The sequence below is a fragment of the Clostridium sp. UBA3061 genome, from assembly GCF_002367465.1.
Taxonomy (GTDB): domain Bacteria; phylum Bacillota; class Clostridia; order Clostridiales; family Clostridiaceae; genus Clostridium_J; species Clostridium_J sulfidigenes.
Window position 1 is genome coordinate 29,741 of the sequence record NZ_DFCF01000006.1, and the last position, 22,254, is coordinate 51,994.

The following is a 22,254-nucleotide window of genomic DNA, read 5'->3' on the forward strand; positions in this document are numbered from 1 at the left end:
TACTTATGTTATCATAGTATCGTGTTATACACAATAGATACATATTAAAAATTTTATAAATATATTTAACTCCTATATTCTAATTAGTGTACAAGTTCTTTATATTAAAATAACCAAGGCTTTAAGCCTTGGTTATCCAATGTTAAACTAAATTATTTATAGCTTTCATATACTTCTTGAATCTTATCCCAGTTAAATAAGTTCCAAATACTATTAACATAATCTGGTCTTACATTCTTATATTTTAAATAATAAGCATGTTCCCAAACGTCGATTGTTACAAGTGGTTTTTTACCTTTACTTAAAGGAGATTCTTGATTTAAAGTAGCCATAACTTCTAGCTCACCATCACTATTTAAAACTAGCCATCCATAGCCTGAACCAAATTGTCCAATAGCAGCTTTAGAAACAGCTTCTTTCATATTTGCAACACTTCCAAAAGCTTTATTGATTTTTTCAAGTAATTCTCCCTTTGGTTCACCTTTTCCTCCTGGTGTTAAAATACTAAAGTAAAAATTGTGGTTTGCCACGCCTCCACCTTGATTAATAACTCCTTGACGAATTTCATTTGGAATACTATCTAAATTCTCTAACAATTGTTCTAAAGTTTTACCTTCAGTAAGAGCTTCATGTCCTTCAAGTAATTTGTTAAGATTATTTACGTATGTTTGTAAATGTTTGCCGTAGTGAGTTTCTACTGTTAAAGCATCAATGTGTGGCTCTAATCCATTGTATTCATAAGGTAATTTAATTTTATCATATGTCATTTTAATCCACCTACCCTTTCCATTTATAACATATGCTTATATTTTACCACTTTTCATCCATATAAGCACTAATAAAAATTTTTACTTACAATTTATTATTATAAATTATTTAATATATTATTCATTAATATTTCATATACATTAATATGTTCAAATTTATTTTAAAAATCAATAATTAAGGAGCGATATTTTATGAAATCCACACTATTAATGTGGGAATGCATTGGTGCAATCATGATTTTCCTAATAGGTGCATTAATACATTTTGGCTATGAAGCAACAAACAAATTATCTTTTACTTCTGGTATCTTTGCCGTTAATGAAAGTATATGGGAACACTGTAAGCTTACCTTTTGGTCTCCTCTAATCTTTGCTATTATAGAATATTTTTTCGTGGGTAAATATGTAAATAATTTTCTCTTTGCAAAGACTCTAAGCGCTTATATTACAACAATTTCAATGTTAGTTCTTTATTATGAAATGCTTAAAAAGAATGGCCATCACTCACTGCTTAAAGATTTAATTATCTTTGAAGTTAGTATTCTAATAGGACTATTAGTAAGTTATAACTTAATGTTACTACCTGAATTTCCACCAATAATGAATAAGATAGCCATTATTATGTTAGTTGGAGCTACATTCATATTTTACCTATTTACTTATTGTCCACCGAAGTTACCTATATTTTATTGTCCCGTATCCAATTCCTATGGTATCAAGAATTAAATTCTCACAACAAATATTATTAAAAATGACTGTATCAAAATTAACTAAATGTTAATATTTAATATAGTCATTTTTAAAATTTATTATACCTTAGGTATTTCTATTATAAATTCCGTTCCTTCATTAACTTCACTTTTAACTTTTATATTTCCTCCATGAGCTTCTATTATTGCCTTTGATATGGTAAGACCTATACCAGCTCCTCCTGTAGCTCTAGTTCTTGATTCATCAGCCCTGTAAAATCGCTGAAAAATATAAGGTAAGTGCTCTTTAGAAATTCCTATGCCACTATCCCTTATGTGTATTATTGCTATATTTTTTCCTTCATTACAGGTAATTTCAATTATTCCCCCTTGCTCAGTATATTTTATTCCATTTGAAATGATGTTTATTAACCCTTGAGTAATTTTATCTCTATCTACATTTATAATAAAAGTTTCTAATTTATTGTTCACACTGATATTTTTATCATGAAGTTCCTTTTCAAAATTAATTAGAATCATTTCTACTAATTCCTTTATATCAACTTCATTTTTATTTAAAATCAAATCTTCACTTTCATATCTAGAAAGATGCTCTAAGGAACCAACTAACCTACTTAATCTCCGTACTTCCTCATGAATACTTTGCAGCCTTTCTTCTGTAGGCTCCCAAATTCCATCTATTAATGCCTCCAGTTGTCCTTGCATGGTAGTTAATGGAGTCCTAAGTTCATGAGAGATATCCTTAGTCATGATTTTTCTTATCTTTTCTTCTTCATCTAAACTAAAAGCCAAAGTATTTACCGAACTAATCATTTCATTAATTTCTTTTATATTGCTTTCCTCTTTTATTTTATTTTTATATTTGCCTGTAGCTATGGAATTTGTGGCTTTAACTACGCTTCCTATAGGTTTACTTATTGAAGTAGAAATTAAAATTCCTATAAATATGGAGATACCTAAAGAAAAAATCCCCACAAAAATTAATATATTATCTAAGGTTTTAAAAAAAATCACATCAGAATCATTATAATAAAGGGGACCATAATAGCCTATTTCAAGAATCCCCGCATATTTTTCATCTATTTTCAAATTATATACTTCCTCAGTATAATCACCTTTATATCCTGGATTTACAATGCTCATATTGTAACCCATTCTACTCATCATTGCCTCACACATACTACTATTATGAGTTTTAGCACTCCATATTACATTATCTGAAATATCTTTTATGCTTATAATAAATCCATTATTTATAGCTTCAATCCCTATGTCTTCTATATTTTTATTATCCCATTGTCCATTTTTATAAGTATTACTTATATCTTTAATCAGTGATTTTTTTCTTCCTTCTATAATATCCTCTAGATATCTATTAAAGTTTTTTTTCATAAATATATGAGATGAAAAACTAATTAAAAGAATAATTGTCATAGAAAATAATAAAAAAGTCAAAGTAAGCCTATGTTTCAATTTCATCAAATTATTCACCACCAAACTTATATCCAATGCCGTGAACTGTTAATATATATTTAGGATTTTTACTATTTTCCTCTATCTTACTTCTTAAATTCTTAATATGAGAATCTATTATTCTATCATAAACATCACTATCATCCCCTAGAGCTCGATCAAGAAGTTCTCCTCTAGAGAATACTTTCTTTGGACTTTCACATAAAGCTAAAAGTATCTTGAACTCCGAAGGAGTTAATTCTACTAAATTATTACCTTGTCTTACCTCATAAGTATCTAAATTTATAACTAGGTCTCCCTTATTAAAGGATAAAACATTATCCTGTTTATAATTCAATGCTCTTTTTAACACTGCATTTACTCTAGCCACTACCTGCTTAGGGCTAAATGGCTTTGTTATATAATCATCAGTCCCTAGAGAAAAACACTTCAAGATACTTTCTTCCTCTACCTTGGCTGTTAACATTATTATAGGAACCTCTGATTCCTTTCTTATGATTTCACAAATTTTTTCTCCTGATATATCTGGTAACATTAGATCTAGTATTATTAATCTAGGATTGTATTGTTTATATTTATATATAGCTTCACTTCCATTTATTGCTGTTATAACACCATAACCAGCTTTCTTTAGATATGCTTCCAAAACTTCTAAAATTTTAACTTCATCTTCTACAATAAGTATATCCACTTGCATCTATACTCCTCCATTAATTTAAAACTTATTATAATATACTTTCTAATTATAATAAATCATTATGAAGATTCTATGTAGAATTCCTCCATAAAATCTACACAACTTAAATATATACTTTAGCTACTATCTTAAAATTAAGTATGAGGTGATAATTTTGTCTAATAAATCTATAACCCTAAATATTGATAATATGGTATGTACGTCTTGCGAGAATACTATAATAAGACATTTAAAAAAGATTTCAGGAGTTACAATTGTAAAAGCAAACTATACTAAGGGAACCGTCCATGTTGAATATGATGCTGAGAAAGTATCCTATTCTACCATAGTTGCTACTATTGAAAAATCCGGCTACAAAGTTACTAGTGATAAAAAAAAGAGTAACTCAGAACTTTTACCCATTATGGGAATAGTCCTTATAGCCTTACTTATGATACGCCTTGGCAAAGGTACTGGCGTATTTGATATGTCTTCTGCTTTAAGTAGTAAAGTTAGTTACATTGCTCTATTTACTATTGGTGTTTTCACATCTCTACACTGTGTGGGTATGTGTGGTGGAATAATGATGTCCCAAAGTATTACATCTTCTATTGTACCTGAAAAAAACAAATTTAAACCTGGACTTATGTATAATTTAGGCCGTTTAATTTCTTATACGGTTTTAGGTGGTATCGTAGGTGGTATTGGTAAAGCTTTTTCTCTTTCCTTTGGAGTTCAAGGCTTCATAGCAATAGTTGCAGGTGTATTTATGGTAATTATGGGTTTAAACTTATATGGTTTTAAAGCCCTTAGAAAATTTTCTATAAAGCTTCCTTGGAGTAACTGTAACTCCCAGAAAAAATTTAGAAACCCTCTTATAGTAGGATTTTTAAATGGGTTTATGCCTTGTGGTCCCCTACAGACAATGCAGCTTTATGCTCTAGCTTCTGGAAGTGTCATAGCTGGTGCAACTTCAATGTTTTTCTTTGCCCTAGGTACAATTCCTTTAATGTTAGGCTTTGGAGCTATTGCTAATGTACTTAGTCAGAAAAATTCCAAAAGATTAATTAAATACAGTGGTGGTATTATCATAATTTTAGGTATTATTATGGCTAATCGTGGCTTGTCTTTAATAGGAGTTAATTTAATGCCTAATTCCTTATCTTTAGGTGGAAATAATAATACAACTATATCCGATAAATCTTCAGCTAGTAAAGCAACAATTTCTAACGGAAAGCAAGTTATAAAGATTGCAGCTAATAATCAAGGATATACTCCAAATGTAGTTTATATTCAAAAGGGAATTCCTACAGAGTTTATAATTGATGGTGAAAGTATTAACTTCTGTAATAATAAAATTGTTATTCCATCTATGAATATTGAAAAGACTCTATCCTCTGGAGAAAATGTAATAGAATTTACTCCAGACGCTGGAGACATAAACTACAGCTGTTGGATGGGCATGCTTAGAGGAACAATAAAGGTAGTAGATGATTTAAATTCTATAAATGATTCTACTATACAAAATGATATAGATAGTGAATTTTATTATCCTTCTAATGATTCTAATAACCAATTTTTTAATGGTGGTTTTTCTTGCCATTAATAAAAAAAGAAGTATTAAGGAAATTTCCCTTTAATACTTCTTTTTTATATGCATTTTATATAATATCTACTTTTAAATAACTCTTTAATATTAATTCACTTACTAAATTCATCTATTAATATTATACTTTTATTTTTTAATCTAGAACTTCAGAAATAGTTACTAGTACCTTACTATCTACTTCAGCAATTATACTATGGTCTATTCTTGCATCGAAAGGAAGGAAATCACCTTTTTTTAATCTAAACTTTTCTCCTGTTTTAAATTCCATAGTTATATCACCTTCATATATTTGAATTGATGCATAACCATTATGAGTATGATAAGGCTTACCACTCCCTGCTACAAAGTTGAAGAATATAGTCTTAAACTTTTCATTTGATGCTATAACTTTAGTCCTAATATCTATATCATTCATACTTATAGGTACTAATATATTTTTATCTAAACTCATTTTTATTTCCTCTTTTCAAACTTATTTTGCTTCTTATAATACTTGTATACTAAGGTTCTATTATATATACATAAGTAAAATCTATGTGAAAGATATTAATTTAATGCAGCTAATAATTTCTCTATGTCTAATCCATGAACTATAGCAGCTTCTGCAAGAGTTTCTGCTTGAGCTGATGGGCAACCTACGCAACCCATACCAAAACTCATTAAAATTTCAGGAGCTCCTTCTTTCATTCTTATAACTTCACCTATTGTCATATCTTTATTTATCATATTCTTTTCCTCCTATAATTTGAATTTTTATATATAACTAATAATTTAAAATTATTAGTATCTCTTACAAGTTAAAGTATACTAAAACACTCTGCTATATTCGGTAACATAGGTTACAGAATAGAAAATTTTTATAAAAAAAGTATTCAAAGGTAAACTCCATTTACCTTTGAATACTTCATTACTTGTAATTCTAGCTTTCCATGAACATTTTCATATCATCTTCTACATTAGTTATTCCACCAATACCAAAGTTATCTACAAGAACTTTAGCAACATTTGGTGATAAGAATGCTGGTAATGTTGGTCCTAGATGAATATTTTTAACTCCTAAGTATAATAGTGATAATAATACTATTACTGCTTTTTGCTCATACCATGCAATATTATATGATATTGGTAGGGCGTTTACATCATCAAGCCCAAAGACTTCTTTAAGTTTTAGAGCTATAACAACTAATGAATAAGAATCATTACATTGTCCTGCATCTAGAACTCTTGGGATTCCTCCAATATCTCCTAGGTTTAATTTATTATACTTATACTTTGCACAACCTGCTGTTAAGATAACTGTATCCTTTGGTAGTTTTTCAGCAAATTCAGTATAGTAATTTCTTGATTTGGCTCTTCCATCACAACCAGCCATAACAAAGAATCTTTTTATAGCTCCAGTTTTAACAGCCTCCACAACCTTATCAGCCAAAGCTAATACTTGATTGTGAGCAAATCCTCCAACTATTTGTCCTTTTTCTATCTCTGTAGGTGCTTTACACTTTTTAGCCATTTCTATAATCTTAGAAAAATCTTTTATGCCATCTCTATTAGCTTCTATATGTGCACATCCTGGCATTCCAGTTGCACCAGTTGTAAATAATCTATTCTTATAAGACTTATCTGGAATTACTATACAGTTTGTAGTCATAAGAATTGGACCATTGAACTTTTCAAACTCTTCCTTTTGCTTCCACCATGCATTTCCATAGTTTCCTGCAAAATGTTTATATTTTTTAAACTTAGGATAGTATTGTCCAGCAAGCATTTCACCATGAGTATAAACATCTACCCCTGTTCCTTCTGTCTGCTCTAACAACATCTCTAAATCCTTTAAGTCATGTCCTGAAATTAATATTCCTGGATTTTTTCTAACTCCAATATCTACAGTTGTTATTTCTGGATGCCCATAGGTTTCAGTATTGGCTTTATCTAATAATGCCATACCATCTACTCCATATTTTCCTGCTTCTAATGCAAGTGCTACTAAATCATCAACAGTTAAACTATCATCTAAAGTTGCAGCTAATGCCTTAGCCATAAATCCATGAATTTCTTTCTCATTATATTTTAGGTTCATAGCATGCTTCATATATGCTGATAATCCTTTTAATCCATAAGTTATAAGTTCTCTTAGACTTCTAATATCTTCATTTTCTGTAGCAAGCACTCCAACTTTTTCAGCTTTAGCATCAAATTCTATAGTATTATCTGCTGTCCAAGCTACTGCATCTGCCATTACTATTTCTTTCTTTTGTAGACCAAAAATATTTTTAAAGAAGCCTCCAGTTATTTTTACTTCTCCAACTTGTCCACCAGCACTAACAACTTTTCTTTTTAAAGTTTCTCTTAATTTTAAAGTTTCTTTTACTCTATTTAAAATAGCATCTCTATGGAAGTTAGCATTAGTAATAGTAATAAATAAATTTTCTGTAATATATTTATCTACTACACTATCAGTAACATTTACTTTTCTTCCTTCATTACTTACAATAGCTAATCCTTTAGTTACATATACTAATAAATCTTGAGCCTTTGCAACTTGCTCATCTTTACCACAAACACCCTTTATAGTACAGCCTTTACATCCTGCTGTCTCTTGACATTGATAACAAAACATTGACATAAATTTCTCATCTCCTATTAAATTGTTATTATTGCTTTTCACAAGTTAAAGTATACTAAAGTACAAAACAATATTCGGTAACATTCGTTACCAAAATTCAAAAGAATATATATTTTAATATGCAAATAAAATTTAGATATTAATAAAAATAAATAAAATGAACTTTAAGCACAAACTCTCATGTACTCAAAGTTCATTATTCCGATTATTAAAGATATTTTTTCTCTAACTCCTCTAATATTGAAGTATATTTTTTCATAACTTCAGTATTTGCATCTTCAAATTCAACACACTCTGCATTTACCTTTTCAATGATTTCTTGCTTTAATTCTCTAGTAGCAAATTTATATATTACATTATCTTCTTTGTCTATATGCCTTTCTAAAAGATGAGTATAAGAAATGGCATTAGCAATAATATCTAATATAGCTTCTTTATTACCTGATTTTAAATTTTCAAGTGCTTCACTTAGTCCTGTAATATAAAGTCTTCCTAAATCATGTTCTACAAGCATACCATATTTCACAGTCTTCTCTGCAATAAGTCCAAGCTCCTCCACCATCTTATTAAAAAGAATTACTTCTTCTTTTTTATGGTGATGTGCATCTGCATAATTTCTAATGAAATCTATCATCTTATAGAAATCTTCATAATTTACATTCTTTTCTTCTAGAGATTTGTAAGTAGCTTTTCTAACTACAGTAAGCATACGTTTAATATACTTATGCTCTTCCATCATTAAATCTATAGCATTCATCTTTTCTCCTCCTACTTTCTTTTAATGATTTGAGTTCCATCTCCTAATTCCTCATATTCATAGTTACCATTAACTTCATTAACAAAGGCCTTAATCCATAGTCCTCTTAAGCTATAGAAATAAGAAACATCTCCAGATTCTCTATTCCATATGTCCTTATGAACACAAATTCTTCTACTCCACTGTACCATATATTCTGTAGACACTAGAACCTCATTCACTCTATCACATGGCATTCCATCTAATATATAGTCATTTATTCTATCATATATATCCATAGCATTACTTGCTGGGTCTAATTTTTCTTTAACTTCCTTAGCAGCTTTCATTCCTTGATGAATATAAATATTTTCTAATTTAGCCTTAACTTTTTCATTACTATTTAGTAATTTAGTTGTCCAAGCTGCCATTCTTCCCTCTGCTGAATGTATTTTCCCTTGTAGCCACCCATGGATATTACTTGTATCTATCATATCTTCTAAAGGAAGATTTGGCAGTTTTTCTCCATGATTTTCATTAATCTCCTTAGCTAATGAAGATACATCTAGTCCCTCTTCCTTAGCTAGATTAATTATTTCTTCCTCTAATCCTTCAAACCATAATATTTTGTTAAATAACCAATAATGTACTTTTCCAAGATATAAACTCATATTTTCTCCTCCTACATTTAAATAATTTTAAAACTCAAATCATGTTTATCTTCTATATTGAAATTACTTTATAACGCTAGTTTCAATATAATTGTAAATCATAATCCTTTAGTTAAATATATTTTAACCTGCTTAATTTATATTAACCTTTATAAGCAGATTATATTTTATTAATCTCTACATCTATGAGTTTATATTAATATCTTTATAATTTCGGTAACATTGGTTACCAAAGCAAATTAAAAGCCAATATATCAAAACTCTTTATGATATATCAACTTATAAATTATATATTCATCCTATATATAATTTACATTTAATAGTTCTTCAAAATCTTCCCTAGGCATAGGTTTTGCAAATAAATATCCTTGGGCCATTTCACATCCTATCTCTTTTAAGAAATCAGCCTGTTCTCGCGTTTCTACCCCTTCACAAATTACTTCCATATTAATATTTTTCGCCATATCAACTATACTTTTAACAATATCTTTACTCCTCTGTGAATTAGTTGTTTCATCTAAAAATGCTTTATCTATCTTTAAGGTATTAGCTGGAAACTCTTTTAAAAGATTTAATGATGAGAATCCAGATCCAAAATCATCAACAGAGATTTTAAATCCTACCTTTTTTAAACCTATCATTTTTTCTATAAGCCTATCAGCATTTTTCATAAAAGCACTTTCCGTTAATTCAAACTCTACCAATTTAGGATCTATGTTATAGCTTTTAACTAACTCATTAATATCCTTGACTATATTGGGATTATTAACATGAAATCTAGAAACATTTAATGATATTGGAACTACACTTTCTCCATTATCTAATCTTTCTCTTAAACACTGCAATACACTTTTATAAACATACATATCTAAATTTACTATAAACCCATTTTTCTCAAACAAAGGTATAAATTTCACTGGAGGAATTAACCCTTTCTCAGGATCCTGCCACCTAACTAAGGCCTCAGCACCTACAATTTTCTCTGTATTTAAATCATATTTAGGTTGATAATAAACCTTATATTCTCTATTTATAAGAGCCTTATACATTTTATTTTCTATTTCTAATTCCTCAATAATTTTATTTTCAAAACACTTATCATAAAAGGCAATTTTATTTGTATGAGAACCTTTAACTGATTTACGTGCTATATTAGCTTTATTGATAATATCTTCAACCTCTATATCATTAGAATTAAATATATAGATCCCACTTACAACTATTAACCTATAATTTTTTGCAAAAACTTTTTCTAATTGTCTAAAAATATTTTCAAATTTTGTTAACCTATCAATTAATTCTTTTTTATTTGTGTATTCTACAAGTATTAAAAAATTATCTGCAGATACTCTTGCAAAAATTTCATTTTCCCCCATTGAGTTGTATAATTTATTGGATATTGCACAAATAATTTTATCTCCTTCTTCATATCCTAAATTATCATTTATAAACTTAAATTTATCTATGTCACTGTATATAAGCGCATAGGATTTTCCTTTATTAGTCTCAAGTATCTTTTTAGCTCTAACTTTAAACTTATTAGCATTCCATAGACCTGTAAGTGGATCTGTAAATGCCATTTTTTCATAATACTTTGTTCTTCGTTGTTTTACATAAAAAAATATCAAAAGAGATATTATTACTAATAAAGATATAAAAATAATAATTTCTAATCTATATTTAACTAGTACTACCTTTAAATTTATTGGAATAGATTCTTGTACTACATTTTTCATAATAATATCTACTCTAGTTTTTTCATCTATAACATTAATAGCCTTATTAAGTATAGGTATTACTAATGAATCTATATTAGGATTTACTCCAATTGATATATTATAACTTAAATTCCCAATATTCATTGATTTTAAATTATTATCTTTTATACTGCTAATAGCAATATTGGCTGTGTAGCTGTCTAATACTGTTATATCTACTTTTCCCGATTTAACTGCATTAATACAACTAATATAATCATTGTAATACTCAATGTTGTATTGTCCAAATTTATTTTTAAAAGCTTCTTTGTTGATTTTCATATCATTAGGTATAGCTATATCCACATTCTCTGTTTTTATATATTCTTCTCCTTTTCCAACTATAACTAAAGGTAAGGATATATATGGGTTAGTTAATATAATGTCTCTAGAATGTGTATTTTTTTCAATACTAGATTCACTAGCTATTAAATCTACTTTTCCATTTGCCATTAATTTTATAGCTTCTTCCGTATTTTTTACCTGTACATATTCAAATTCTATACCTATTTTTCTAGAGATTTCTTCTAACATATCTCTTACTATTCCAGAGAAGTCACCCTTACTATTCCTATATTCTATAGGACTTAAATAATCTTTATAAGCCACTTTTAACACCGGTTTTCTTTTTATAAAGTCAACCTCTCTTGGAGTAAGTAATGGTTGTTGATTTAAAATACTATTACCATAATATTTTTCTCGTAATTTCATATCAAAATTTAAATCATCTAGTTTTATCTTCCTTAATGCTTCATTAAGTTCATTAGTGATATCATTATTACCCTTTTGCGTTATATAATAAAAAGGGTGAATATCGCATTTGGCAACTAATCTACCACTATTCTGATTTGAAATGCTTCCTAAAACTATAGCATCCACATTACCTAATTCCATATCCGCTATCATTTCTTCTTCAAAATCATAATATACTTTTTCATAAGAGAAATTATTTTGTTTTGCATAACCTTCAAAGACTGTATTTTGAAAACTTTCCTTTAAAAATCCTATTTTCAAGCCATTGAATGCTTCAAAATCTTCATAAAATACACTGTTATTTTTACTTGAAACATACATAGTTGTAAGTTCTATTCCATTTGAATATTCTACATAGTCATATATCTTGCTTCTATCCTCGGTGTACTGAGCCCCACATAACAAATCTATCTCTCCTTTAGATAGCTTGTCTAATAGTTCTGGCCATGTATAATATACATATTCATAATTCCAATTAGTATATTTTGATATTTCCTCAAGATACTCTACTCCGTACCCTGAAAAAAGTCCATCTTTATCTTTTTCAATGAAAGAAGGATAATCATAATAACCTACTTTAATTATCTTGCTATCAGTATCTGAAAACGCTATCATCGTCATAGCTATGTTTGTAATTATCAAAAATATTAGTGTTACGCACAGTAATTTAAATTTTCTCATCATATCCTCTTTTCCTATTGCAAATAATAATATATTTACATACCACTATAATTATCGTACTTTAAAATTATATCTTAAAGCAACATTTATTATAATGATGAAATAAAATTTTATTTCACTTTCTCCTATAAAAAACAGGTTTTAGATTCGTAAATACAAATCTAAAACCTGTTTTAATTTCTTTTAAAAATATAATTATATTCAAAAATTAAAAATTTGATGACTATCCTAATGCATTTCTATCTAATTTTTTGAACTCTACCAACTACTCCCCCCTCAAGCATTACCTTAATACCTCTTGGATGTACTGAAGAATTAGTTAATAACCTTGTAACTATTCCCTCTGTCAATTTTCCAGTGCGTTGATCTTCCTTCTTTACTACTAAGACCTTTGAGCCTATTTTTATATCTGATCTTTTAGTTCCATTCATAGTTATTTCTCCTTACTTCTTGAATAGATCTCCAAGAGCTGCAAATGGATTATCATTAGCTGCTTCTTGTTCTGCTTCTTTTTTCATTTTCTTCATATAGTTATTAACATCCCTCTTATCAACTTTTCCACCTTTTTCGAATCTCTTATTAAATTGGGATGCCTTTTCTCTAAAGTTACAGTTTGCCCCTGGGCATACATAGATTTGACCTTCTCCGTGTCCTTTAATGGTAAGTTTTTTCTTACATTCTGGACAACGAGCATTGGTAGTTCTACTAACACCTTCTCTGTGACCACATTCTCTATCTTGGCACACATTCATAACTCCAGTTTTAGTCTTAACCTCTAACATGTATTTTCCGCACTTAGGGCATTTTGCACCTGTGACATTTTCATGAACAAACTTATTACCATTGACTTTAACATCTTCAACTAGAGCTCTTGAATATCTTCTCATCTCTACAATGAAGTCCATGGCATCTTCCTTGCCTTTACTAATATCCTCTAGCTGACTTTCCCACTTAGCTGTTAAAAGTGGTGACTTAAGATCACTTGGAACTAATTCTATAAGTTGTTTCCCCTTAGATGTTGGAACTATTTCCTTACCTCTTTTTTCTATAGAAAATGAGTTAAATAATTTTTCTATAATATCTGCTCTTGTAGCTACAGTGCCTAATCCACCAGTTGCATTTAAGGTCTTTGCTGCATCCTTTGAAACATTAATATATTTATGTGGATTTTCCATAGCAGAAAGTAATGTTCCCTCGTTAAATCTTGCCGGTGGCTTAGTTTTACCTTTATTTATATCTACAGAGTTTATCTTTAATTTATCTCCAATATTCAGCTTTGGAAGTACTTGATCCTTTAACCCATCTTCTTCGCTAGAATCCTCCATATCTTCTCTATCATATAGTGCTTTCCATCCTTTAGATTTTATAACTTTTCCTTTAGCTACAAACTTCTCTCCAGCTATTTCTGTCGCTATATTAGTTTGTAAATATTCAAAAGGTGGCATCATAACACTTAAAAATCTCTTAACTACTAAATCATAAATATTTCTTTCCTCTGAACTTAAGTTAGACATATTAGGACTTTGCTCTGTAGGAATTATGGCATGGTGATCTGATACCTTACTATTATCTACAAAGCTCTTGCTTGGAGTAATCTTACCCTTTAGTATATTTGTAGCTGCTGCTCTATATACTCCTATAGATATAGCTCTTAATCTCTCTAGAAGTGTAGCTACTATATCTGTAGTTATATATCTTGAATCCGTTCTTGGATAAGTTAATATCTTATGATTTTCATAAAGTCTTTGCATTATAGAAAGGGTCTGCTTTGCAGAATATCCCCAAATTTTGTTGGCATCTCTTTGGAGTTCTGTTAAGTCATAAAGAGCAGGTGATGGCTTTTTCTTTAGGCTTTCAGTTATATCTATAATACTTGCTTCTTGACCTCTAACCTTAACTAGGGTTTTATTAGCTACTTCCTCATTAAAAGTGCTTTGATAATTATTCTTATCAACCCATTGTAGTGAAAATTCTTTAGCCTTGGCAGTAATTGTATAGTAATCCTTAGGAATAAAGTTTTTAATATCTTCTTCCCTTTGAACTATCATGGCTAAGGTTGGAGATTGAACTCTTCCTGCTGAAAGCTGAGCATTGTATTTACAAGTAAGGGCACGAGTTACATTAAGTCCTACAAGCCAATCTGCCTCTGCTCTACACACCGCTGCCTTATATAAATTATTATAATCTTTACCTGGTTTTAAATTTTTAAATCCATCTAAAATTGCCTTATCTGTCTGAGAAGAAATCCATAATCTCTTTAGTGGTTTTTTTACTCCAGCCTTTTCTATTGTCCAACGTGCCACTAACTCTCCTTCTCTTCCTGCATCTGTTGCAATAACTATCTCATCTATATCATTTCTTAGCATTTGCTTTTTTACTTCATAAAACTGCTTTTGTGTCTTTTTTAAAACTGTAAGTTTCATATGCTTTGGAATCATGGGCAAAGTTTCCATGCTCCATTTTTTATATTTGGCATCATAGTCCTCAGGATCTTGTAGTCCCACTAAGTGACCTAGTGCCCAAGTTACCACATACTTACTTCCCTCTATGTATGCACCCTTACTCTGATTGCATTTTAAAACCTTAGCTAAGTCTCTACCTACTGAAGGTTTCTCTGCTAGTACTAATATTTTTCCCATCTTTTACTTCCTCTCTTATCTACAGTATCTATATAAAGTATTATTAACTTATTAAGCTAAATCTTATCTTTTGTATTATATCATACTTTACCTTAGTTTAAAGAGAGTTCTTTGCTTCAGGGTGAGTTATTACTCCCACTGAAGCTTAGAAATCCTTATCCAGGGACGTAGCAGCTCTTTACTCCCATTTTTAAGAAGATAGGAGTATTAGAGCTGGTAGTCATCGGATAAAGAGAAATGGTAAAAGAAGGCTATGAATCAAAGTCCATAGCCTTCTTAATATATTTATTAAACCTATTTTACATACATTCCACTTGGTTTTTCAGATAAATTAACCATAATATTCTTCATTTGAGTATAAGCATCTAGGACAGATTTATGAGTTTCTCTACCTATTCCTGAGTTCTTATATCCTCCAAATGGTGCTCCAGCTGGGAAACTATTATAAGTATTTACCCAAACACGTCCTGTTCTAATACCTCTAGCAACTTGTATAGCTTTATTAATGTCTCGAGTAAATACTCCTCCACCTAAACCGTATTCGCTATCATTTGCCATGGCAATTACTTCATCTATTGTCTTGAATTTAATAACAACTCCTACAGGTCCAAAGATTTCTTCTCTAGCAACTCTCATGTCATTAGTAACATCAACAAGTAGAGTTGGTTTCATGAAGTAACCTTTAGCAGCATCGCCTCCAGTGTATCTTTCTCCACCTGTAGCTACTTTAGCTCCCTCTTTCTTACCGATTTCTACATAGCTAAGAATTTTATTAAGTTGAGCCTCACTTACTTGTGCTCCCATTTGAGTATTATTATCTAATGGGTTACCCACCTTAACCTTTTCAAAAGCTTTAACTGCTTTTTCTATAAATTCATCATAAAAATCTTCTTGTACAAAAATTCTAGATCCCGCTGAGCAAACTTGTCCTTGATTAAACAGAATTCCTAGTTGAAGTCCTTCTAAAGCTATATCTAAATCTGCATCTTTAAAGAATATATTAGCAGATTTACCTCCAAGTTCTAGAGTTGCAGGAATGATATTTTCAGCTGCTGAAAGTCCAATTTTCCTACCTACTTCTGTTGATCCAGTGAAGGCTAATTTATTAAGGCCTTTATGATGTTGTAGGTATTCTCCACTTTTAGATCCTCTGCCTGTAACTATATTAATTACACCCTTTGGAACTATATTCTCTATTAATCTCATAAGCTCAAGTACACTTAATGAAGTTGTGCTTGATGGTTTAAATACTGAAACATCCCCTGCTGCTAATACTGGAGCAAGCTTCCATGCAGCCATTAAGAATGGGAAGTTCCAAGGTACTATTTGTCCTACAATCCCAATTGGTTCTCTTAATATTATGTTTAAAGTATTTTCATCAAGCATTGTTGAACTACCCTCATCTGAACGAATAACTCCAGCAAAATATCTAAAGTGATCTGCTGCAAGAGGTATATCAGCTCCTGTAGTTTCTCTAATTGGTTTTCCGTTATCCATAGTTTCAATAGTAGCTAAATACTCTGCATTGTCATCAATGGTATCTGCAATTTTGTTTAACACATCTGCTCTTTCAGCAACTGTTGTTTTTCCCCAAGTTATGAAAGCTCTTTCAGCTGCTTTAACTGCATCATCTACATCTTTTTCTGTAGCATCTGCTATTTCAGCTAAGAATTCTCCAGTAGCAGGATTGTAAGTTTTCAATACGCCTCCATCAGAAGCCTCTCTCCATTGACCATCAATATATAGTTGATATTTTTCTTGCAATTTTATATTCATATTAAATCCTCCTTGTTCATTCTTATAATGATTTAGATTTTTTCTATCTCTTAATTTAATTTTATTATAATCACAAAATATCTTTCTAGGAAGTAGGCACTTTATTCTCATTAACTATACTTTTTGTGACATAGTATCATAAATGATACTATTATATTAATAAATAATATTAGAAAATCTTATAATAATGTAAATAGTGGATTTAAAATTTAACATATATAAAATTCATGGTATAATGCAGAGTATGTTATAGACTTTTTTATATGTAGTTACTTTTTTATACTATAATATTATAAATATACTATTAGGACGGTGAATATAATGGATAAGAATTTGCTATGCATATTTCCTAGACATGAAGAATGTCATATGAGGAATCAATGAACTAAGTACTCTACGTGCCCCATGGTGGTGGTACAAAATCTTCTATCTGGTAAATGGAAATTATTAATTTTATGGTATTTAAGTTATGGTACCTTGAGATTTAGTGATATTAAAAAGAGGTTACCTAAGGTAACTCAAAAAATGCTAACTTCACAATTGAGAAGTTTAGAAGAAGATAAGCTTATATCTAGAAAAGTATACCCTGTAGTCCCACCTAAAGTTGAATATAGTTTAACTGAAGTTGGTAAAGAAATCATACCTATTCTAGAAATGATGCATTCCTTTGGAAGTGAATATTTAGATGCTGGTTTATTAAATACTGAAGAAAAGGATGAAGATAACACTGATTTAAATTAGTTAGATCTTTCTATTTAAATCTATGTAATAATTGAAGAAATACATATAAACAGATTTCTTAATATCAGTATTTTTGATACTTAGAAATCGTTATCCAGGGACGTAGCAGCTCTTTACTCCAACTTTAAAGAGATGGGAGTATTAGAGCTGGTAGTCATCGGATAAAAAGTGCCCAATGCTAATTAGCATTGGGCACTTTTTATAACATTTGTGTAATCTCAATATATTGGTAGCAGAGTGGTACAACATTTAATTATTTTCTTTTGTCCATTTAGATTTTAAAATTGACATTTCATATAGGCTCCAATAACCGTCCTTAGCCTTTCTTACATCCTTTAATAATTTTTCTATTACAAAACCAACCTTTTCATAGCATCTAACTGCACCCTTATTAAAATCAAAAACTCCAAGAGTTATTTTCTCAAATTCCCTATCTTCAAATCCACTTCTTAAGATTTCCTTTAATGCCAAAGCACCTATACCTCTACCTCTTTCCTTTTCTTTTCCAATTAAAAATCTACATACCCTAGCAATCTTATTTTCTCTATCTATTTCACGCAGCTCCACTGTTCCTATAATTTCTTCTGTACTAATGGAAATTATCTTATATATATAGGTATCTACCACTTCCTTATTTTTCTCATCTAAGAAATACTTTTCTACTTGAGAAAGGGTTAATGGATACTCATATAAAGGTCCAGCCCATTGCAATAGATCATTAGCAGATTTATTCCTATTCCATTCCACAATTTTATATAAATCTTCTTTTTTAATTAGTTCTAATCTTATCATTTCATATCCTCTATTTCTTATAATTAGTAACTCTAAGACTTATTAGAGTATAGTGTCTTATTTAAGATTTTCTGAATAAATTTTGTCTTTCTCTCGCAGTAAGTATCAGCATCGTATCTATATTCTTTAGCTAGCTTTGTTTTCAGTGCTGCATAATCCTCTCGTGCATCTCTATTTGTTCTAAGATGATTTCTTAATGCAATATGCTCTAAATATCCTTTACCATCTTTAGGACATACATATAAGTGATATGGCATAAATCTATTTTTCACATAACTAAAAGCCTCTCTATCTTCAATGCCTAAATTCCCTTCATGATGATATCCAGATTCTTCTAACCTCTTCTTTATTTCAGGGAAATTATCATAACTATCCATAACCACATCTATATCGATGATAGGTTTTGCAGAGAGCCCTTCCACTGAAGTACTTCCAACATGTTCAATTGATAAAACCAAATCTCCAATATAAGAATTTAGCATGTCCCTAATTCTTTCAAATTCTAACTTCCATTTTTCATTATAAGGCTCAATGACAATAACTTTTGTTCTAATTGACATAGATTTATACCTCCTTTACATATCTAATGTAGTACACCCTACCCCTACTTATTTTATATTTGTTTCATAATGCTCTTCATTAAGTCTCACTATTTCAATTTCTTTTATATTCTCATTCAATTTCAATGCTAAACTTTGAATTCCAAAGAACTCGGTGAAAGTATGACTACCGATAATAAGATTTATCCCTTTAAACTGAGCATATTGAATGGTATACAAATTACATTCACCTGTAATGTATACATCACACTTATTTTCGACTGCTTCCTTAAGGCAATCTGTTGGCCCTCCATTACCACAGACTAAACCTACCCGCTTCACTTTTTCGTCATTAAACTTCCAAGATTTAACTGGTTCTTCAAGTAGATTTTCAATTTTTTTTACTAATTCATTAAACTCAATTTCTTCATCATATTCTGCCACTCTACCAAAATATAATCCTTCCCATTGGTGGGTTCTTTTAACATTTTCTAAATTCAATTTTTTTAACAGACTATCATTTGTTCCAAAGTTACAGTCATCAAGTGGCAAGTGATTATAGTAATGACTTATACCATACTCTTCTAGTTTTTCTCTGCATGCCTCTTTTAATCCATATATTTCATCCCATGCATCGTGGTGTGTCACCATCATATCAACCCCATGAATTCTTGCTTCCTCTATAGTTTCAAGGGTTAGGTTAACACAGTATCCTAATTTTTTAACTTTTTTACCTGCATGATATGTAATCCCAGATTCATTAGAAAAGATTTCCTTACTTGTTACATTTAAAAGTTCATTAATTCTTTCAACAATATGTGAAACGTCCATATACTTCCCTCCAATTTCTTCCTTGCATTCAGTTATATTTTCAACTGTAGTACAGAAACTTGTACAAGTTAAACAATGACTAATAATTGCAAAAACAATTATCCTAGTCTTAAAAATTTCATTTCCTATAAAATTAAATGTTAAACCACTGTCTATAAAAGGTACTAAAAATGTCCATATTAAAAAGTCTTAACTTTTTTTCTATCTATATCAACAATTCGAGTTCTAGTATCAGCTTTAGATATAAATATTTCTTCTCCATTACTATCTATGCAATAGGAAATAGGAATAGATATATCACAATTTCTATATGAACCATCTGCATGACTTGTTCCAATTACAATGGTTTTATAGATTCTAGCAATATTTTTCGCCTCTGTTATCCACTGTTGAAATTGTTCATCACTAAACATTCCTACACCAATTGGATGAGCAATAAAGTTTATAGTTTCATTAACTCTTTGTAAATCTCTAACACCTTTCAAAATTTCCATACATAGTAAATAACCAATATTCATTTTATTATAATTAACCACTAAAGGATTATATAATTTCTCATTATCATATGGTGGTGTTTTAGCTCTCTCTAATATTTTCTCTCCAAGATTATTGATTATTACTGCTCTATCTTTGTTATTCATTCTATAAGACGTAATAATCATCACTCTATATTCTTTTGCAATGTTACAAACATCCTTTAATAATTCTTCATTAGCCAAATACCCTTCAGGATATAGTACAATATCAACTTCCCTATTATTTATTATTTCATTACTAATCTGCTTAAGCCCATTTTCATGTAGTGGTTGTCCTATTAATATCTTCATCTTCGCTCCCCATTCCATAGTTAAATATTATCTTGCCATTAGTTTAATCATAGAACCCTCTACTAATTTAAATCATTTAAAGATTTAATTATAGGGTACTTACTTTCAATATCATTCCTATCATATCTATCAATTAGAATTGGAATCATACCAAAATCTTCTGCCGCAACAAGATTTGATTCACTATCATCTATAAAAATTACTTCCTCTGGTTTTACTCCGATTTCTTCAATAGCTATTTTTAAAAGTACCTTTTCAGCTTTATAGGATCCATAAATTGATGACATAACAAATGTAGAAAAATATTTTCTTAGACTCTTATTAATAAATACTCTTTCTAAGGATGGCCATGTATCTGAGACAACCCCTAAAATATATTTATCTTTTAATCTTTGTAGCCCAGGTTCCACATCATCAAAAAAATAAAATTTATGATCATTATATACATTATCACTTGCCAAAGAATTAATTATTTCCTCATTTATACTCGCATACTTTATTTCTTTTAGTACTATTTCATAAAACTCCTTGAACATCGCAAATTCATCTTCTTCTGTTTTTACTAATAACATTTTATTAATATGATCACAGGCTTTATTCATTGCTTCACTTAATTGATCTTCTGTATATTGAAAGCTTGTGTCATTAATAATATTAAAAAAGTTAGGTGTAATAAACCAATGTCCTGTTCTAGGTACATTTAAGGTTCTTCCCGAATCAAATAAAATAGCTTTAATGTTGTTCATATTCATTATAAATTTCCTCCAAGCCCACAGTAAACATTTTCATTGTTTCTGTGTATACTTATTTATTTTCCCTCATATTGAATTCTTCTACATTTAGCATAATTATGGAATTTTCTATTTTTCCATCAACTGTTGAATATTGAAGGTTAAAATAAAGATTATTCTTAATAAGACCCAACTGTTCTTTATTGAATAATTGTTGTGAACTAATTTCTCCTATACTTTTATTCAACAAAAGTTCACCAGATAAAGACGTTCCTTTATTATCCCATCCATTTGAAACTGCTTTTGATAAAACTATATCTTTATCTCCTTCTTTATCTAAATAGATACTTTCAGAATATGATTCAATTTGTTCTTCTTTGCTTCCTATATACTGTATATTGCCGCCACTAACTATATGCTTGTTAGGAAATAGAATAATTAACCCTTCTGTTAATCTTATATCTGTGTTTTCTCCCTGAAATGAATACACTTTAATCTAACTTCTTGTGGTACATCAAGATAAATTATAAAATCTAAATACCTTCTTATCTCTTTTCTTTGTAGAAATATCCCTTCTAAAAGCAAAACAGTACCACGTTCTATTAAAACTTGTTGTTTAATATATCCATCATTTTCTTTATCATATAACTCTATTAATTTATATATTTTATCTCCTCTTTTTACAGGTGATAAAATTTCTTTCACTAAATAATCATATCTCCACTGTATATTGTAATAACAATCCCATTCTTCTTTAGACTCATCATATCTAATATGTTTTGGATGTATAAAGTCATCAATATGCAACACATAAGTATGATACTTTTCCTTTTGTAATTGCACTTTTAATGAATTAACTATTGTGCTTTTACCCGCTCCTCCTAATCCATCAAATTCCAATAACATAAATTCTATTAGAAAT

The 22,254-nt window shown here is 29.6% G+C and carries 22 protein-coding genes; 3 read left to right on the forward strand and 19 right to left on the reverse strand.

The genetic code is table 11. The annotated features are described in order from the left end of the window. Positions 1-152: 152 nt before the first annotated feature. On the reverse strand, positions 153-767 hold the full coding sequence (locus B2P65_RS04675; protein ID WP_035132638.1) for a superoxide dismutase: 615 nt from the start codon (positions 765-767) through the stop codon (positions 153-155). A gap of 192 nt (positions 768-959) precedes the next feature. Between B2P65_RS04675 and B2P65_RS04680 the strand changes: the two genes are divergently transcribed. Beyond that, positions 960-1,493, forward strand: coding sequence for a DUF6512 family protein (locus tag B2P65_RS04680; RefSeq protein ID WP_346877871.1), 534 nt, complete (start codon positions 960-962; stop codon positions 1,491-1,493). Between the two features lie 83 nt (positions 1,494-1,576). Here B2P65_RS04680 and B2P65_RS04685 read toward each other — a convergent pair whose 3' ends face one another. Together B2P65_RS04685 and B2P65_RS04690 are read right to left on the reverse strand one after the other, a co-directional pair. Further along, a complete protein-coding gene (locus B2P65_RS04685) occupies positions 1,577-2,956 on the reverse strand; it encodes a sensor histidine kinase (protein WP_346848995.1) in 1,380 nt (459 codons plus the stop codon). A gap of 4 nt (positions 2,957-2,960) precedes the next feature. Beyond that, on the reverse strand, positions 2,961-3,647 hold the full coding sequence (locus B2P65_RS04690; protein WP_035131911.1) for a response regulator: 687 nt from the start codon (positions 3,645-3,647) through the stop codon (positions 2,961-2,963). Positions 3,648-3,801: 154 nt separating this feature from the next. Between B2P65_RS04690 and B2P65_RS04695 the strand changes: the two genes are divergently transcribed. Further along, the gene (locus B2P65_RS04695; RefSeq protein WP_346848898.1) at positions 3,802-5,232 is read left to right on the forward strand and encodes a sulfite exporter TauE/SafE family protein; all 1,431 of its coding nucleotides are present in this window, start codon (positions 3,802-3,804) and stop codon (positions 5,230-5,232) included. Positions 5,233-5,368: 136 nt separating this feature from the next. Here B2P65_RS04695 and B2P65_RS04700 read toward each other — a convergent pair whose 3' ends face one another. The 9 genes from B2P65_RS04700 to B2P65_RS04740 all read right to left on the reverse strand — a co-directional run bounded on the left by B2P65_RS04700 (position 5,369) and on the right by B2P65_RS04740 (position 16,871). After that, the gene (locus tag B2P65_RS04700; protein WP_051823985.1) at positions 5,369-5,686 is read right to left on the reverse strand and encodes a cupin domain-containing protein; all 318 of its coding nucleotides are present in this window, start codon (positions 5,684-5,686) and stop codon (positions 5,369-5,371) included. Between the two features lie 95 nt (positions 5,687-5,781). Continuing rightward, positions 5,782-5,961: a DUF1858 domain-containing protein gene (locus B2P65_RS04705; protein ID WP_035131910.1), complete on the reverse strand. Its 180-nt coding sequence runs from the start codon at positions 5,959-5,961 to the stop codon at positions 5,782-5,784. A 193-nt stretch (positions 5,962-6,154) separates the two neighbouring features. Beyond that, entirely contained in the window at positions 6,155-7,858 is a 1,704-nt protein-coding gene (gene hcp / locus B2P65_RS04710; RefSeq protein ID WP_346879687.1) for a hydroxylamine reductase, read from the reverse strand. 208 nt (positions 7,859-8,066) lie between these two features. Beyond that, positions 8,067-8,615: a hemerythrin domain-containing protein gene (locus tag B2P65_RS04715; RefSeq protein WP_346848896.1), complete on the reverse strand. Its 549-nt coding sequence runs from the start codon at positions 8,613-8,615 to the stop codon at positions 8,067-8,069. 11 nt (positions 8,616-8,626) lie between these two features. Further along, on the reverse strand, positions 8,627-9,265 hold the full coding sequence (locus B2P65_RS04720; RefSeq protein WP_346848895.1) for a hypothetical protein: 639 nt from the start codon (positions 9,263-9,265) through the stop codon (positions 8,627-8,629). Between the two features lie 299 nt (positions 9,266-9,564). Then, entirely contained in the window at positions 9,565-12,456 is a 2,892-nt protein-coding gene (locus tag B2P65_RS04725) for an EAL domain-containing protein (RefSeq protein WP_346879688.1), read from the reverse strand. A gap of 239 nt (positions 12,457-12,695) precedes the next feature. Then, positions 12,696-12,887 carry a YwbE family protein gene (locus B2P65_RS04730; RefSeq protein WP_346848893.1) on the reverse strand — a complete coding sequence of 64 codons (192 nt, stop codon included), beginning with the start codon at positions 12,885-12,887 and terminating at the stop codon, positions 12,696-12,698. Between the two features lie 12 nt (positions 12,888-12,899). Continuing rightward, positions 12,900-15,095 (reverse strand): DNA topoisomerase III, encoded by a 2,196-nt coding sequence (locus B2P65_RS04735; RefSeq protein ID WP_346879689.1) that lies wholly within the window; start codon positions 15,093-15,095, stop codon positions 12,900-12,902. 294 nt (positions 15,096-15,389) lie between these two features. Next, positions 15,390-16,871 (reverse strand): aldehyde dehydrogenase family protein, encoded by a 1,482-nt coding sequence (locus B2P65_RS04740; RefSeq protein ID WP_346879690.1) that lies wholly within the window; start codon positions 16,869-16,871, stop codon positions 15,390-15,392. Between the two features lie 405 nt (positions 16,872-17,276). Here B2P65_RS04740 and B2P65_RS04745 point away from each other — a divergent pair, with 405 nt between their 5' ends. Beyond that, the gene (locus B2P65_RS04745; RefSeq protein ID WP_150842901.1) at positions 17,277-17,612 is read left to right on the forward strand and encodes a winged helix-turn-helix transcriptional regulator; all 336 of its coding nucleotides are present in this window, start codon (positions 17,277-17,279) and stop codon (positions 17,610-17,612) included. 249 nt (positions 17,613-17,861) lie between these two features. Here B2P65_RS04745 and B2P65_RS04750 read toward each other — a convergent pair whose 3' ends face one another. The 7 genes from B2P65_RS04750 to B2P65_RS04780 all read right to left on the reverse strand — a co-directional run bounded on the left by B2P65_RS04750 (position 17,862) and on the right by B2P65_RS04780 (position 22,232). Then, positions 17,862-18,404 carry a GNAT family protein gene (locus tag B2P65_RS04750; protein ID WP_346848890.1) on the reverse strand — a complete coding sequence of 181 codons (543 nt, stop codon included), beginning with the start codon at positions 18,402-18,404 and terminating at the stop codon, positions 17,862-17,864. Positions 18,405-18,436: 32 nt separating this feature from the next. After that, positions 18,437-18,964, reverse strand: a complete 528-nt coding sequence (locus B2P65_RS04755) for a GrpB family protein (RefSeq protein WP_346877877.1) — start codon at positions 18,962-18,964, stop codon at positions 18,437-18,439. 48 nt (positions 18,965-19,012) lie between these two features. Further along, entirely contained in the window at positions 19,013-19,774 is a 762-nt protein-coding gene (locus B2P65_RS04760) for a Nif3-like dinuclear metal center hexameric protein (protein WP_346879691.1), read from the reverse strand. Positions 19,775-19,953: 179 nt separating this feature from the next. Further along, positions 19,954-20,601 carry a hypothetical protein gene (locus tag B2P65_RS04765; RefSeq protein ID WP_346848888.1) on the reverse strand — a complete coding sequence of 216 codons (648 nt, stop codon included), beginning with the start codon at positions 20,599-20,601 and terminating at the stop codon, positions 19,954-19,956. A 62-nt stretch (positions 20,602-20,663) separates the two neighbouring features. Further along, a complete protein-coding gene (locus B2P65_RS04770) occupies positions 20,664-21,353 on the reverse strand; it encodes an HAD-IA family hydrolase (RefSeq protein WP_346879692.1) in 690 nt (229 codons plus the stop codon). A 52-nt stretch (positions 21,354-21,405) separates the two neighbouring features. Continuing rightward, positions 21,406-21,822, reverse strand: a complete 417-nt coding sequence (locus tag B2P65_RS04775) for a hypothetical protein (protein ID WP_346879693.1) — start codon at positions 21,820-21,822, stop codon at positions 21,406-21,408. Next, positions 21,789-22,232 carry a hypothetical protein gene (locus B2P65_RS04780; RefSeq protein WP_346879694.1) on the reverse strand — a complete coding sequence of 148 codons (444 nt, stop codon included), beginning with the start codon at positions 22,230-22,232 and terminating at the stop codon, positions 21,789-21,791. Before B2P65_RS04780 ends, B2P65_RS04775 begins: the two co-directional genes overlap by 34 nt. Positions 22,233-22,254: the final 22 nt, after the last annotated feature.